The organism is Peptococcus niger, from assembly GCF_900101835.1.
In the GTDB taxonomy this organism is placed as follows: Bacteria; Bacillota; Peptococcia; order Peptococcales; family Peptococcaceae; genus Peptococcus; species Peptococcus niger.
In genome coordinates this window covers 1-15,662 of sequence record NZ_FNAF01000010.1, presented here as the reverse complement: position 1 = coordinate 15,662, position 15,662 = coordinate 1, and the positions used below count along the sequence as shown (strand labels likewise).

The 15,662-nt window shown below is 50.4% G+C and carries 10 protein-coding genes; all 10 read left to right on the top strand.

All coding sequences use genetic code 11. From position 1 onward, the window contains the following. Positions 1-10 precede the first annotated feature (10 nt). A complete protein-coding gene (gene pyrH, locus BLQ16_RS07425) occupies positions 11-739 on the top strand; it encodes a UMP kinase (RefSeq protein WP_091792107.1) in 729 nt (242 codons plus the stop codon). After that, on the top strand, positions 732-1,289 hold the full coding sequence (gene frr, locus BLQ16_RS07420) for a ribosome recycling factor (protein ID WP_091792106.1): 558 nt from the start codon (positions 732-734) through the stop codon (positions 1,287-1,289). Before pyrH ends, frr begins: the two co-directional genes overlap by 8 nt. Positions 1,290-1,507: 218 nt before the next feature. Continuing rightward, complete coding sequence (locus tag BLQ16_RS07415) at positions 1,508-2,272, top strand: isoprenyl transferase (RefSeq protein WP_091792105.1); 765 nt, start codon at positions 1,508-1,510, stop codon at positions 2,270-2,272. Continuing rightward, complete coding sequence (locus tag BLQ16_RS07410) at positions 2,269-3,060, top strand: phosphatidate cytidylyltransferase (protein ID WP_091792104.1); 792 nt, start codon at positions 2,269-2,271, stop codon at positions 3,058-3,060. Before BLQ16_RS07415 ends, BLQ16_RS07410 begins: the two co-directional genes overlap by 4 nt. A 19-nt stretch (positions 3,061-3,079) precedes the next feature. Beyond that, positions 3,080-4,234, top strand: a complete 1,155-nt coding sequence (dxr, locus tag BLQ16_RS07405) for a 1-deoxy-D-xylulose-5-phosphate reductoisomerase (RefSeq protein WP_091792103.1) — start codon at positions 3,080-3,082, stop codon at positions 4,232-4,234. Beyond that, positions 4,234-5,301: an RIP metalloprotease RseP gene (gene rseP / locus BLQ16_RS07400; RefSeq protein ID WP_091792102.1), complete on the top strand. Its 1,068-nt coding sequence runs from the start codon at positions 4,234-4,236 to the stop codon at positions 5,299-5,301. The genes dxr and rseP overlap by 1 nt, the downstream gene beginning before the upstream one ends. A gap of 7 nt (positions 5,302-5,308) precedes the next feature. Continuing rightward, complete coding sequence (gene ispG / locus BLQ16_RS07395; protein ID WP_091792101.1) at positions 5,309-6,376, top strand: flavodoxin-dependent (E)-4-hydroxy-3-methylbut-2-enyl-diphosphate synthase; 1,068 nt, start codon at positions 5,309-5,311, stop codon at positions 6,374-6,376. Next, positions 6,373-8,082: a proline--tRNA ligase gene (locus BLQ16_RS07390; protein WP_091792100.1), complete on the top strand. Its 1,710-nt coding sequence runs from the start codon at positions 6,373-6,375 to the stop codon at positions 8,080-8,082. The genes ispG and BLQ16_RS07390 overlap by 4 nt, the downstream gene beginning before the upstream one ends. A gap of 10 nt (positions 8,083-8,092) precedes the next feature. Next, the gene (locus BLQ16_RS07385; RefSeq protein ID WP_091792099.1) at positions 8,093-11,779 is read left to right on the top strand and encodes a PolC-type DNA polymerase III; all 3,687 of its coding nucleotides are present in this window, start codon (positions 8,093-8,095) and stop codon (positions 11,777-11,779) included. A 226-nt stretch (positions 11,780-12,005) separates the two neighbouring features. Then, a complete protein-coding gene (gene nifJ / locus BLQ16_RS07380; protein ID WP_091792153.1) occupies positions 12,006-15,524 on the top strand; it encodes a pyruvate:ferredoxin (flavodoxin) oxidoreductase in 3,519 nt (1,172 codons plus the stop codon). Positions 15,525-15,662 lie beyond the last annotated feature (138 nt).

Genomic DNA, 15,662 nt, shown 5'->3' with positions numbered 1-15,662 from the left:
GGAGGTTTGTATGGAAACACCTAAGTATAAACGTGTCATTATCAAACTCTCTGGTGAAGCATTGGCAGGCGATCAGGGCTTCGGTCTTGAAAACAGCGTATTGGATTCCTTGGCGGAACAGATTGGCGACATCATCGCCATGGGGGTTGAGGTCGCCGTCGTTGTCGGTGGAGGCAACATTTGGCGCGGTGTAGCCGGGGCCAAGCGCGGTATCGATCGCGCCACTGCCGATTACATGGGCATGTTGGCAACGGTGATCAATGCCTTGGCCTTACAGGATGTGCTGGAAAACCACAACATTGATACGCGGGTGCAAACGGCGATTGAAATGCGGCAAGTGGCGGAACTGTATATAAAACGCCGGGCCATTCGTCATCTTGAAAAAGGCCGCGTGGTTATCTTTGGCGCCGGCACCGGGAATCCGTTTTTTTCAACGGATACCACCGCTGCCTTGCGGGCGGCTGAAATTGAAGCCGAGGTTATTCTTATGGCCAAGAAAGTTGACGGCGTTTACGATTGTGATCCGCAGACGCATTCCGATGCAAAAAAATTTGATAAACTGTCCTATATTGACGTCTTAAATCGTGGGCTGAAAGTGATGGACAGCACGGCAACCTCTTTGTGCATGGACAACGATATCCCCATTATCGTATTTAATATGATGGAACGCGGTAATATGAAGCGCGCGCTGATGGGCGAAACCATCGGCACCTATGTAGGGAGTGAACAAGATGATTAACGATATTTTAAAAGACACAGAAAACCGTATGAACTTGTCCATTGAATCCTTGCGGACAGAATTAAGCCGCATCCGAACCGGCAAAGCCAATATCTCTTTATTGGATGGCATTACCGTGCCGTATTACGGTACCCCGACGCCCCTTAATCAAGTGGCCAATATCAGCGCCCCGGAACCACGTCTTTTGACGGTCCAACCTTGGGATAAAGCCATTATCGGGGAAATTGAAAAGGCCCTTCAAGCCTCCGACTTGGGCATTACGCCCAATAATGACGGGACCGTCATCCGCCTGCCCCTGCCTCAGTTGACCCAGGAAGTGCGTGAAGATTTGGCAAAACAGGCTCGGAAACGTGGCGAAGATGCCAAGGTCAGCGTGCGTAATATTCGCCGCGATGCCAACGACCAAATTAAAAAACTGGAAAAGGCGAAAGAAATTCCAGAGGATGATTCTAAATCAGGCCAAGATGATGTGCAAAAATTGACCGATGACGCCATTAAGCAAGTGGATAGCGTGGTGGCGGAAAAAGAAAAAGAAGTACTGGAGTTTTAATCAGTTGTTTGTTTTCTAAGCAGAGCCCTTTCTACCGGAGATTCGGTAGGAAGGGCTTTTTGTTTGGGCGCAATGATGGGCGGCAATATGCGCCTGCAGCCACTTCAGGTGAATCTGTAACCATCTCTGCACCCCTAAGCCTGTTCACTCGCCCGCGCTTATGATAAAATGATACCATGACAATAACATGAAACATTGAAAAGAGTCGGGGTGAACGAATGAGTCAATCTGAGTCAATCAATCAACGGATTAGCCAATTGAAAAAAGGCAATATACCGAGGCATATAGGTATTATCATGGACGGTAACGGGCGTTGGGCGACCATGCGAGGTTTGGTGCGGTTAAAGGGGCACCGGGCCGGGGTAGAAGCCATGGACGCCATTTTAGAAACGGTGATTGCTTTAGGCGTCGAGTATTTGACCGTCTATGCTTTTTCCACGGAAAACTGGAAGCGACCGACCAGTGAGGTCAACGGCTTGATGGCGCTTTTAGTGGAATATTTGGATCGCAAGTGTGATAAACTGATGCGCAATGACGTGCGCCTGATGGCCATTGGCGACAAAGCCGGCTTACCGGACAAGGTGCAGGCCAGCTTGCAGCGTGTGGAAGAAAAAACGAAAAATAATGCCACGCTGCACTTTAACATTGCCCTGAATTACGGTGGACGGCAGGAGCTGGTGCGAGCTGCCCGCTTGTTGGCGCAAGAAGTGGCGGCCGGTGACCGCTCGCCTGAAACGATTAATGAGGCGGCCATTGCTGAAAAATTATACACGGCGGGCCAACCGGATCCGGATTTTATTATTCGGTCCTCCGGGGAATTTCGCATTTCAAATTTCATGCTCTGGCAAATGGCCTATGCGGAACTTTGGCTGACAGATGTTCTGTGGCCGGATTTTTCGCCTGCTGACCTGCTGGAGGCAATCGGTGATTTCCAAGGGCGCGACCGACGCTTCGGGGGCATCGCCATGAAAGGAAAGATATGAGACAACGAATCATCACCGGAGCGGTGGGCATCCCTGTTATCCTGCTCTGCTTGTTTACCGTGCGTCCCTTGATGCTGCTTTTGGTGGTGGCGCTAACGGCGGGGGCCTTGTTTGAATTGGCGCGGATGTATGCGCCGAAACGGCCGCTGGCCTTTTTGTGGTTGCCTGCCTGTGGAGCAGTCGGCTTTTTTGTGACCTATTTGCTGCAGGTTCCTGATTGGCAGGGCATCGTTTTGGCCTTTTACCTGACTGTTTTGCTGGCGCTTGGTGTGTTTGCCTACCCGCACTTGCCCATCGGTGATTTGGGATTTTTGCTTTTGATGCTGATTTACGGGGCGTGGACGCTAATGCATGCCCTGGTCTTATATGACGCACCCCATGGCAGCTGGCTGCTGCTCATGGCCTTTTTGACGGTTTGGTTTTCAGACAGTGGCGCCTATTTTGTAGGGCGCGCCTTTGGGAGGCATAAATTGGCAGCCCAGCTTTCGCCGAATAAAACGGTGGAAGGGGCTGTAGGCGGTATTGTTTTGGCTGTTCTGGCCCTGCTCATCGCCAATGTCTTTATTAAAGCCCTGCCCGGTCCGGCGGCGACGGTTCTTTTTGCCGTTGCAATTGCCGTGGTGGGCATTTTAGGAGACCTATTTGAAAGTTTACTCAAGCGGACTTTCGGGGTAAAAGATTCCGGTAATATTTTGCCGGGCCATGGCGGCATCTTGGATCGCTTTGACAGTCTGATGCTGGTTTTGCCTGTGGTCAGCTATCTGTTGCCTTTTTTGGCGACCTTATAAGTTTTGAGAAAGGATCGATATGAAAGAAATAGCGGTATTGGGAGCCACCGGCTCCATCGGTCGACAAACGCTTCAAGTGGTGGAAGAACATCCATCACTTTTTTCTATCAGTGTATTAGCAGGGCATAGGAATGCAAACCTGCTTCGCAAACAAGCGCTGAAATTTCGCCCGAAAGCGGTTTTCATCACGGCGCCTGAAACCTATCGGGAATTGGCGCCGGAACTCAAGCAGGCGGGGATGGCTGTTTTTTCAGATTGGCAGGACTTGCAAGAGGCCTTGTCGACCGTTGACCTTGTTTTGGGGGCCATATCCGGGGCGGCCGGTATTCATCCGACCCTGCTTGCCTTGGAAATGGGAAAAACGGTGGCCTTGGCCAATAAAGAAACACTGGTTGCCGCCGGAGACTTGGTGGCCGATGCTTTGCAACGTTACGGTGGACGCATCATTCCGGTAGACAGCGAGCATTCGGCCATCTTTCAATGTTTGGAAGCCAACGGCAAGCCGGCGCGGATTCTCCTGACGGCATCAGGAGGCCCCTTCCGCCATTGGCCGCGGGAACGACTGGCTGAGGTTGGCCCGGAAGATGCCTTGAGCCACCCGACCTGGCATATGGGGCGGAAAATAACCATTGATTCGGCAACCCTGATGAACAAAGGGCTGGAAGTCATTGAGGCGGTTCGCCTTTTTGGGCTGCCGGCGGATGCGGTCCAGGTATTGGTCCATGAAGAAAGCGTTGTTCACTCTATGGTGCAATGGACAGACGGGACCATTATGGCGCAACTGGGCACGGCAGACATGCGTTTGCCCATTCAATATGCCCTCAGCTGGCCAGACCGTCTGGTCAACAGTTTTCCAACCCTTGATTTAGCAAAAATCGGGACCCTGCATTTTGCTGAACCGCGCTGGGCAGACTTCCCGGCCTTAAAATTAGCCTACCGGGCCATTGAGCAAGGAGGCATTATGCCGGCGGTCCTGAATGCAGCCAATGAAGTGGCTGTGGCCCAATTCTTAGATAAAAAACTTGGATTTTTGGCCATTGCTGATGTGGCGGCTGAAACCATGGCTGCTTTTAAGGCGGATGCCGTTGAAAGTTTGGCGCATTTGTCTGAAGTTGACCAAGCGGCGCGGGCCAAGGCCCAGGAACTTTGCCGGCAGGCGGGTGATCGGCTGTGATGTCCTTTGTGATTGCTGTTTTGCTGCTGGGATTTTTGGTTTTTGTCCACGAACTGGGCCACTTTATGATTGCAAAGATTTCCGGAATGAACGTGGAAACCTTCAGCATTGGCATGGGGCCGGCCATTACAACCTTCACCAAAGGTGGAACCGACTACGTCATTGCTGCTATTCCAGCCGGCGGTTATGTCAGCGTTACCGGCGCCAGTGGGGATTTAGAAGAAGAGAGCCCTTTGCCGGCTGATGACCCGCGGCGTTATCCGAACCGACCAATTTTACACCGGGCCTTTTTTGCAGCCGCCGGTCCCTTGATGAACTTGCTGGTGGCCGTCTTGATTTTTATGATTGTCTTCATGTCGGTCGGCGTTGAAGTGCCGAAAATGGAAATGGATACAGTGATTTCACAAGTGAGTGACAAGAGTCCGGCAGCTCATGCGGGGCTGCAGGCAGGCGATAAAATCACTGCGGTTAACGGAAAAGCTGTCAACAGTTGGGCCGCCTTGCAAAAAGCCATCGCCGATGAAAAAGGGGCTCAGCTGACGGTAAGTGTGTCACGCAAGGGTGAGGTGCACGATTTGCCGCTTCTGCCCAAATGGAGTGCAGGCGAAAAGCGGTATTTGATTGGCATTTCCCATGAAACGGTTTATGAACAACGCCGGTTGGATTTTTCGGAGGCAGCGACGGCCAGTGTCAAGATGACCAAGCAGATGTCCATGATCATCTTTGATGCGGTGGGGAATTTGGTCACCGGCAAAACGTCTGTCAGCGATAAGGAAGAAGGCCTGGCCGGGCCGGTGGGCATTGTTAAAGCCATTGATGAATCAACGCAGCATGGGGCAGTCAATGTCCTGATGCTGACGGCAGCCCTATCTGTCAATTTGGGCTTATTGAACCTGTTGCCCATTCCTGCCCTGGACGGGAGCCGCTTGCTCTTTTTGTTATTGGAAGCGGTGCGCGGTCGGCCGGTCAGCGCAGAAAAAGAAGGCCTGGTAAATTTGGTTGGCTTTGCCTTTTTAATGGGGCTTATGATCTATGTAACCTTTAACGATATATCACGATTGGTGTGAGGTTAGTATGCGACATAAAACGCGATCTTTTACAGTGCGAGACTTAGGGGTGGGCGGTGACCATCCGGTATTTATTCAGTCCATGACCAACACAGATACCCACGACAGCGCCGCAACGCTGGCACAGATTCATGCGCTGGCCGCAGCCGGTGCCCGGTTGGTTCGGGTGGCGGTGCCGGATAAGGCGGCCTTGTCGGCCTTGGAAACGATTGTAAACAAGAGTCCGGTGCCCATTGTGGCGGACATTCATTTTGACCATCGCTTGGCCTTGGCGGCCGTGGCCTGTGGGGTTGATGGCGTCCGGATTAATCCCGGTAACATTGGCGGTCATGACCGGTTTTTACAGGTAATCGAGGCCTGCCGCAAGGCGGAGACCCCGATGCGCATCGGGGTGAATTCCGGCTCGGTTGAACGGGACTTGCTTAAAAAATACGGCGGCCCGACACCAGAAGCCATGGTGGAAAGTTTGGTCAACCATGTGCGGGTCTGTGAGGCAGCTGATTTTCATTTGCTGGTCTTGTCGGTGAAGGCGTCCGGCGTTCAGGAAATGGTAGCGGCCAACCGGTTGGCGGCAGCCCAGCTGGATTATCCGCTGCACCTGGGTGTAACAGAAGCCGGCGGCGTGCGCACAGGCACGATAAAATCTGCTGTGGGCATCGGCGCCTTATTGTTGGACGGGATTGGGGATACCCTGCGTGTCTCCTTAAGCGGCGATCCGCTCAATGAAATTCCGGTGGCTCATGACATTTTAAAAGCCTGCGGGCTTATTGATTCAGGCGTTAACATCATAGCCTGTCCGACTTGTGGCCGCACCCAAATTGACTTGCTGCCGCTCCTGGAAGCGGTGGAGGAGTTGACCCGAGACATCAAGAAACCGCTTAAAATTGCCGTTATGGGCTGTGCGGTGAACGGCCCGGGTGAAGCGCGAGAAGCAGATATTGGCATTGCCGGCGGAAAAGGCAGGGGCCTTGTTTTTCGCAAAGGCGAAATTGTCGCCAGCGTGTCTGAAGAGGCCCTACTGGAGACCTTTGAACAACATTTACAAGAACTCTTACTGGAGGAAACAAAACTATGAGAATGACGACAGCGTTAATCCCCACCTTGCGTGACATCCCTGCTGATGCAGCAATTCCCAGTCATCAATTGCTGTTGAAAGCCGGCTATATTTTACGAACTGCAGCGGGCTTGTACAATTACTTGCCCTTAGGCCACCGGGTTTTGGCAAAAGTGGAAGCCATTGTCCGTGAAGAAATGGACCGTTTCGGTGGGCAAGAGGTCCTGATGCCGATTTTGCAGCCGGCTGAATTGTGGGAAGAGAGCGGCCGCTGGGAGGTCTACGGCGAGGAATTGATGCGCATTCGGGACCGACACGAGCGCCAATTCTGCCTTGGTCCAACCCACGAAGAAGTCATTACCGACTTGGTGCGCCAAACCATCGGCTCTTATAAAGCCCTGCCCCTGCGCTTGTATCAAATTCAAAATAAATATCGCGATGAACGTCGGCCACGGTTTGGCCTGATGCGGGGTCGCGAATTTGTCATGAAAGACTTGTATTCCTTTGACTTGGATGAAGCCGGACTGGACCAGGCTTATGAGGATATGTATAAGGCCTACACCGCCGTCTTCAGCAGGTGTGGACTGACCTTTAAGCCTGTTTTGGCCGATTCTGGTCAGATTGGTGGCGGCTATACCCACGAGTTTAACGTCTTGGCCGATAATGGCGAATCCGTTTTGGCCATTTGCCCCTCCTGTGATTATGCGGCAAACCAGGAAATTGCCGAAGTCACATCTGAGCCGGTGACCTATGCCGAAGATGATGCCGCCTATGAAAAGGTTTATACCCCGGATGCGAAGACGATTGATGCGGTAGGGGCCTTCCTGGATCTGCCGGCAGAGCAATGCGTTAAAACCATGATGTTTGAAGCAGACGGTGATTTGATCTGTGTCTTGACCCTGGGCAATGATGAGGTCAATGACATTAAAGTGCAAAAAATCCATCCCTGTGATCAACTGACCCTGGCCGATCCTGAAAAAATCCATGACCGCCTTGGTGCAGACCCGGGGTCCTTGGGACCGGTCGGCATGCCGGAGGATATACCCATTTATGCGGACCAGGCCTTAAAAGGTGCCAGGGGTGTCGTGGTAGGCGCCAATGAAAATGCCTATCATTATATCCATGTGGATCTGGAGCGTGACGCAAATATCAGCGCTTACGGTGACTTGCGCTTGTTGGTTGAAGGGGACCCTTGCCCGGTTTGTGGCGAAAAGCTTCAATTTACCCGCGGCATTGAAGTGGGTCAGATTTTTAAGTTGGGCACCAAGTATTCGGAAGCCATGGGCGCCACCGTTTTAGATGAGAACGGTAAGGCCCGCCCCCTCATTATGGGCTGCTATGGCATCGGTGTCAGCCGTACGGTGGCCGCCGCCGTGGAACAGCACCACGATGACCGCGGCATCATTTGGCCCAAGGCCCTTACGCCCTATCAAGTTCACCTAATTGCTGTCAACATGAAGAATGCTGAGATTGCCCAAATGGCGGAGGCTGCCTATAAGGCCTTAACCGAGGCCGGCATTGAAGTTCTTTTTGACGACCGCAAGGAGCGCGCCGGCGTTAAGTTTAACGATGCAGACCTGATTGGCATTCCGGTGCAGCTGATCGTCGGCAAGGGCAGCGTTGAAAATGGCGAAATTGAGTGGAAGGACCGTCGCAGCGGTGAAAAACAAACCTTGCAGCCGGCTGATTTAACCACTGCTGTTCAAGCCTTTTATGAGATAAAGTAGGAGGAAGTCTATGTCGATTCTAGTCAAAGATGACTTTTCGGGACGACTAGAAGAGAACGTAAAAATATTTTTGGAAGAAGCTGTCGTCCGACAGGTGCTTATTCAAACGCGGTCTAAGCGTTTGGTGGTGCTCTTGGAGGTCCCCTATTGGCCTGACCTGCCGCTGAAAGAGCAAGTAACGCAATACCTTCGCCAATGTTATCCGGCGGAGGTCAATTTGTCTGTCCAGATGTCCTGCGAGAGCTTGGCAGCCACCTCTGATCTGTTGGCGTCAAAAACACTTTTACTGGACTATTTGGCAGATGCCCTGCCCAGTTTGGCGCCTTGGCTGACTGAGTGCGATTTTTGTGAAGCCGGGGATCTTTTTACGGTCAGCGTGCACTCGGATATGGTGCTCAAACGCTTGCATAAAGCGGATGCTGAGCGTAGCCTTACCCAGTGGCTCGAAAAAATCGGCAAAAAAAATGCGCAGGTGCGCTTGCTGCGTAGTGCAGTTGAAGAAGAGCCCGCCAAGCCGCTCAACATCATCAGCACGTCGCCGACCCAGGCAGCGGTTGAAGCAAAACGGCCAACAGCGGCGCCGGTACGGTCGGCTAAAAGTGCCAAAGCTAGTAAGGCGGCCCATGTTTTATTTGGCAAGACCATCAAGCAAGTGCCGGTGACCATTGCTGAAATTACAGAAGAAAACAACCGCGTCTGCTGTGCCGGTCAATTGTTTGACCTGGAGGCCCGTGAATTAAAAAGCGACAGAGGCCTGGTCACCTTCAGCATTACCGACCAAACGGACAGCATCGAGTGTCGCCTCTTTTGCGATAAAAAAGAAACAGCCGACCTTTTAGAAACTTTGAAAAGTGCCGGCGGTATATGCCTGAACGGTCGCGCCCAAGTGGACCGGTACAGCCAAGAGCTGGTCATTATGGTCAACAACATCAACCAAAAGACCCTGGCCTGCCGCATCGATCAGGCCCCGGAAAAACGGGTGGAATTGCATTTGCATACTCAAATGAGCAATATGGATGGGGTTTCCAGCTTAAAATCGCTGGTCGGATTGGCGGCCCAGCTTGGCCATTCGGCCATCGCCATTACAGACCATGGTGTGGTTCAAGCCTTTCCCCAGGCCTATGACCTGGGCAAGAAACTAGGCATTAAAATTATCTATGGCATGGAAGCCTACATCTTTGATGACAGTATCCCGGAAAATCAAAAGCCGCGCACCTACCACTGTATTTTGCTGGCAAAAAATATGACCGGTTTGCTGAACTTGTACAAGCTGACCACCGAATCCCATTTGCGGTATTTTAAACGCCGGCCGCGCATTCCCAAGCGATTGATTGAATATGCCAGGGAAGGGTTAATCATTGGCAGCGCCTGTGAAGCCGGGGAACTGATGCAGTACCTGCTGGCCCATCCGGATGATGAAGCCGGCTTGGAAGCGCTTGCCGCCTTTTACGATTATGTGGAAATTCAACCGCTGGACAACAATGCCTTTATGATTCGCAAAGATATCGTTCATGAACGGGCAGATCTTCAGAAATTAAATGAACGCCTTTTTGCCCTGGGACGGAAGCTGGGCAAACCTGTCGTTGCAACCTGCGATGTGCATTTTGCCAACGCCGAAGATGCCATTTTCAGAACCATTCTCATGGCCGGCAAAGGTTTTTCAGATGCGGAGCAGCAGGCCCCCCTATATTATCGGAATACAGATGAAATGCTGGCTGAGTTTTCTTATCTGGGTGAAGCGGATGCTTACGACGTCGTCGTTACGGCGCCTAATGCCATTGCAGCGCAAATCGAAGACATTAAACCGGTGCCAAGTGACTTATACGCCCCGGAAATTGATGGCGCGGAAGCAGAGATAGAGCGGCTTACCTATGAAAAAGCCCACGCCTTGTACGGAGAAGAGCTGCCGGAATTGGTCGAAGCGCGCATCCAAAAAGAGTTGAAAGCCATTATTGGTAATGGCTTCGCAGTCCTATACTTGATTGCTCATAAATTGGTTAAACAGTCCAATGAGGACGGCTACTTGGTTGGCTCCCGTGGCTCTGTTGGTTCATCGGTGGTGGCTTACTTTACCAACATCACTGAAGTGAACGCCCTGCCGCCGCATTATCGCTGTCCGCAGTGCCATTATAGCGACTTCAGCAACAAGGCCGGCGCCGGAACAGGCATCGACCTGCCGCGTGCCGTCTGCCCCCATTGCGGAACGGAAATGGATAAAGACGGATTCGACATTCCATTTGAAATTTTCTTAGGGTTCAAGGGGGACAAGGTACCGGATATTGATTTAAATTTCTCCGGAGAGTACCAGCCCTCAGCCCATGCCTTTACCGAGACCTTATTTGGAAAAGACAATGTCTTTCGCGCCGGGACCATCGCCACCGTTGCGGAAAAAACCGCCTTCGGCTATGTGCGCAAATTTTATGAAGAACGTGGCGAAGTCCATCGCAGCGCTGAAATGAACCGCTTACGCAACGGCTGTACAGGTGTTAAACGCACCACCGGACAGCATCCCGGAGGCCTCATGGTTATTCCGAAGGGCCTAGATGTACACCAATTTACGCCACTTCAACGCCCGGCTGATGACGTGAAAACGGAGATCGTCACCACCCATTTTGACTACCATTCCATCAACGATCGTTTGGTCAAGCTGGATATTCTCGGCCACGATGATCCGACCGTCATTAAAATGTTGGGCGATTTGACCGGCCTGGATGCGCGACAAGTTCCACTGGACGATCCCGCTACCATGTCTCTTTTTTCCAGCACAGACGCCCTAGGGGTTACGGCGGATGAACTTGGCTCCCCGGTGGCCACCTATGGCGTGCCGGAATTCAACACCAAATTTACCCGGCAAATGTTGGAAGATATTAAACCACAATCTTTTGCAGAGCTTTTACGGATCAGCGGCTTTTCTCACGGGACAGACGTTTGGCTAAATAATGCCCAAGATTTGATTCGCAGTGGGACCGCTTCGGCTACTGAAACTATTTCAACACGCGATGATATCATGCTTTTTTTGATTGAAAAAGGCATGGATTTCAGCCTGTCCTTTAAAATCATGGAAAGCGTGCGAAAGGGGCGCGGTTTGAGCGATGACCACCATGCGGCTATGGTAGAAAGCAACATTCCTGAATGGTTCATCGCCTCCTGCGAAAAAATCAAATATCTTTTCCCTAAAGCCCACGCCGTGGCCTATGTCATGATGGCTTATCGGATAGCCTGGTTTAAGATTAACCAGCCCTTGGCCTTCTATGCGGCCTACTTTACAGTCCGTGGCGCAGACGAATTTGACCTGGCAACAGTCCTTGCAGGAAAGACAGCTGTACAGAAGAAAATTCAAAATATATACAATTGTGGTAGAGACGCCTCAGCTAAAGATAAGGCGGCTATCAGTGTTTTAGAGGTAGCCTTGGAACTCTTGGTCCGCGGCTTTCACGTTTTACCGGTCAATATTGACAGGTCCGACGCCTTAAAATTTACAATCGTCGACGATGCCCTTTTACCACCTTTAGTTGCTATTCCTGGACTTGGACAGACTATTGCGACAACTATCGCCGAAGCGCGATCAGAAAAACCCTTTATTTCTGTTGAAGATTTAAAAAATAGAGGAAAGGTTGGAGCTGCGATGGTGGAAGAGATGCAACGATTGGGTATTTTAGAGGGAATGCCGGATAGTAATCAAATAAATTTGTTTTAAAACCGTTTTTGTTGATAAAGTTGAAAAATAAATAATCCATAAATAAAAAAAACTTATCAAAAATCCGCTACAGATGGATTGTTAAAATTGAATTACGGTGGTGAATATGTTAAAGTACTCATAAGGGGTATACAACTTATTCATTTTGAGGAGGAAAACCGTGTCTATTAAAGAAAAAGAATCGGTCGTTTCTAACGCACCCGCAGGAAGCGGAAAACCGAAGAACATGAAAACCATGGACGGTAACACCGCTGCTGCACATGTTTCCTATTTGTTCACGGATGTCGCTGCTATTTACCCGATTACGCCGTCTTCTCCGATGGCGGAAAAAATTGATGTTTGGAGTGCTCAAGGTCGTAAAAACCTTTTCGACCAAACCGTTAAAGTTGTTGAGATGGAATCTGAAGCAGGCGCAGCAGGCGCTGTTCATGGTTCCTTGTCCGCCGGCGCCCTGACCTCAACTTATACATCTTCTCAAGGTCTACTTTTAATGCTGCCTGTGATGTATAAAATTGCCGGGGAATTACTGCCGACCGTATTCCAAGTTGCTGCACGTGCTGTTGCCACCCATGCCTTGTCGATCTTTGGTGACCATTCTGACGTAATGGCTTGCCGCGGTACCGGCTTTGCCATGTTGGCCAGCTCCAGTGTTCAGGAAGTTATGGATATCGGTAGTGTTGCGCAGTTGTCTGCCATTAAGGCACGTCTGCCGTTCATTCACTTCTTTGATGGTTTCCGTACCTCTCATGAAATTCAAAAGATTGAAGTGATTGACGAAGAATTCTTAAAGAGCCAATTGGATTATGAAGCTGTTAAAGAATTCCGTGACAAGAGCCTCAATCCGGAAAAACCGGTTATTAAAGGGACCAACCAAAACCCGGATATCTTCTTCCAACAACGTGAAGGCATCAACCAAAATTACGTTGATGTGGTCGATGTGGTTGAAGATTATCTGGCTGCCGTCTCCCAAGAAACCGGCCGTGATTATCGCATCTTTAACTACTACGGTGCCAAAGACGCTGAAAACGTTGTTGTTGCAATGGGTTCTGTCTGCGAAGCCTTGGAAGAAGTTATTGACTACTTGACCGAAAAAGGTCAAAAAATCGGTATGGTTGAAGTTCACCTGTTCCGTCCCTGGAGCAGCAAACACTTCTTTGACGTACTGCCGAAAACCGTTAAGAAAATCAGCGTTTTGGATCGTTCCAAAGAACCTGGTTCCCTTGGCGAAGCGCTTTATGAAGATGTTAAGACGATGTTCTATGATGCAGACATGCATCCGCTTATCATTGGCGGCCGCTATGGCTTAGGCTCTAAAGACGTTACCCCGGCTCAATTGATCGCTGTTTATGAAAACTTGGCGAAAGATGAACCGAAGAACCACTTCACCGTTGGGATTGTTGATGACGTTACCCATACTTCTTTGGAAGTTGGCGAACCGGTGACCACCAGCCCGGCTGACTGCATTGCATGCCGTTTCTGGGGTTACGGCTCTGACGGTACCGTTGGTGCCAACAAAGACGCTATTGCCATCATTGGTGACAATACCGATATGTACGCACAAGGTTACTTCTCTTACGACTCTAAAAAATCCGGTGGCGTAACGATTTCTTCCTTGCGTTTCGGTAAATCTAAAATCCGTTCCACCTATCAAATTGACCAGGCTGACTATGTGGCTTGCCATAAATCCAGCTATGTGAACTCTTATGATGTTCTCGAAGGCTTGAAACCGGGTGGTACCTTCTTACTGAACTGCACCTGGAGTCAGGAAGAACTGGATACCCATTTGCCGGCGCATATGAAACGCTATATCGCCAACAATAATATTAAGTTCTATACCATTGATGCGGCCACTGCTGCCCAGGAAATCGGTTTGGGCAACCGCACCAACATGGTGACCCAGACGGCTTTCTTCAAACTGACCGAAGTTATTCCGTTTGAAGATGCTGTTCGTTTCTTGAAAGCTGCCATCAAAAAGACCTACGGTAGAAAAGGCGACGCTGTTGTCAACATGAACAACGAAGCCGTTGATAAAGCCGTTGAAATCCTCTATGAAGTTCAAGTTCCGGACAGCTGGAAGAATGCGGAAGATACCGCCAGCAAGGGTACCCATTGCACCCATGAACCGGAATTTATCCGTAAAGTATTCCGTCCGATGTTGGCACAAGCCGGCGACAAACTCCCGGTTAGCGCATTCGTCGGTTTGGAAACAGGTGCTTATCCGAGCGGCACGACTAAGTTTGAAAAACGGATGCCGGCGCTCTTCGTACCTGAATGGATTCCTGAAAACTGCATCCAATGTAACCAATGCTCCATGGTCTGCCCGCACGCTGTTATTCGTCCCTTTGTCTTAGACGAAGAAGAGGCGGCCAATGCACCTAAGGACATGACCTTGGTCGATGCCAAGGGTAAAGAATTTGCAGGCATGAAATTCCGCATGCAAGTCAGCCCGATGGACTGCTTAGGCTGCGGCAGCTGCATCAATACCTGCCCGGCTAAAGAAAAAGCTTTGAAATTTGCTCCGGTTGAGCAAGAAGCGGCTAAAGAACGTGACCATTGGATTTACATGACCCATAAGGTCTCCAATAAAGCCAACTTGACCAACACCACCACCAGCAAGGGTGTTCAATTCAAAGTACCTTTGCTTGAATTCTCCGGTGCTTGCGCAGGTTGCGGTGAAACCCCGTACGCCAAACTCATCACCCAGTTCTTTGGTGACCGTATGATGATCGCCAACGCAACCGGCTGCTCCTCCATCTGGGGTGCTCCGGCGCCGAGCCTGGCTTACACCACCAATGACAAGGGCCAAGGTCCTGCATGGCAGAACTCCTTGTTTGAAAACAACGCCGAGTTCGGTATGGGGATGGTTATTGCCGATAAGCAAATGAAGCGCAAGTTAACAGATCTTGTGAAACAAGTTGCTGACGGCAACTATGACGCTGACCTAAAAGCAGCAGCTGAAAAATGGTTGGCCAATATTGATGACCGTAACGTTGATGAAGTCTCTGCAGCAGCAGAAGTTATTGCTAAAGCCGTTGAAGGCTCTGACGATGAAGTTCTGCATGCCATTGACGACGTTAACGGATTCCTGAAAGTTCGCAGCCAATGGATCTTTGGCGGTGACGGTTGGGCTTACGACATCGGTTACGGCGGTTTGGACCACGTCCTCGCTTCCGGCGAAAACATCAACGTCTTCGTCTTTGATACGGAAGTTTACTCCAATACCGGTGGTCAGGCTTCTAAATCCACCCCGACGGCAGCTATTGCACAATTCGCTGCTGACGGTAAGCGGACCAATAAGAAAGACCTCGGCATGATGGCTGTTACCTATGGCAATGTTTATGTTGCACAAATCGCCATGGGCGCTAACATGAACCAAACCTGCAAGGCCATCCAAGAAGCAGAAGCATATGATGGTCCGTCCATCATCATTGCTTATGCAACCTGCATCAACCACGGTATCCGCAAAGGCATGGGCATCAGCCAACAACACATGAAAGATGCTGTTGAATGCGGTTACTGGCATCTGTGGCGTTACAATCCGGAACTCAAAGAACAAGGGAAGAACCCCTTCATCTTGGATTCGAAAGAACCGGATTATGATAAATTTGATGACTTCATTAAAACTGAAGTCCGTTACACCTCTCTTGCTAAAGCGCTTCCGGAACAAGCTCAAAAACTCTTTGACCTTACCCGCGAACGCAGCAAAGAACGCTACGAAGCCTATAAAGCCTTGGCTGATAAATAAGCCATTTGCGCATCAAACCGTCCGGACATCTGTCCGGACGGTTTTTTTTGTTCGCTTTAGCATGAATAAACCACCAGCTATGCTGGTGGTAGGAATAAAAAGCTTTAGCTTTAAGTAAAAAAAGAACCTCCTATGATA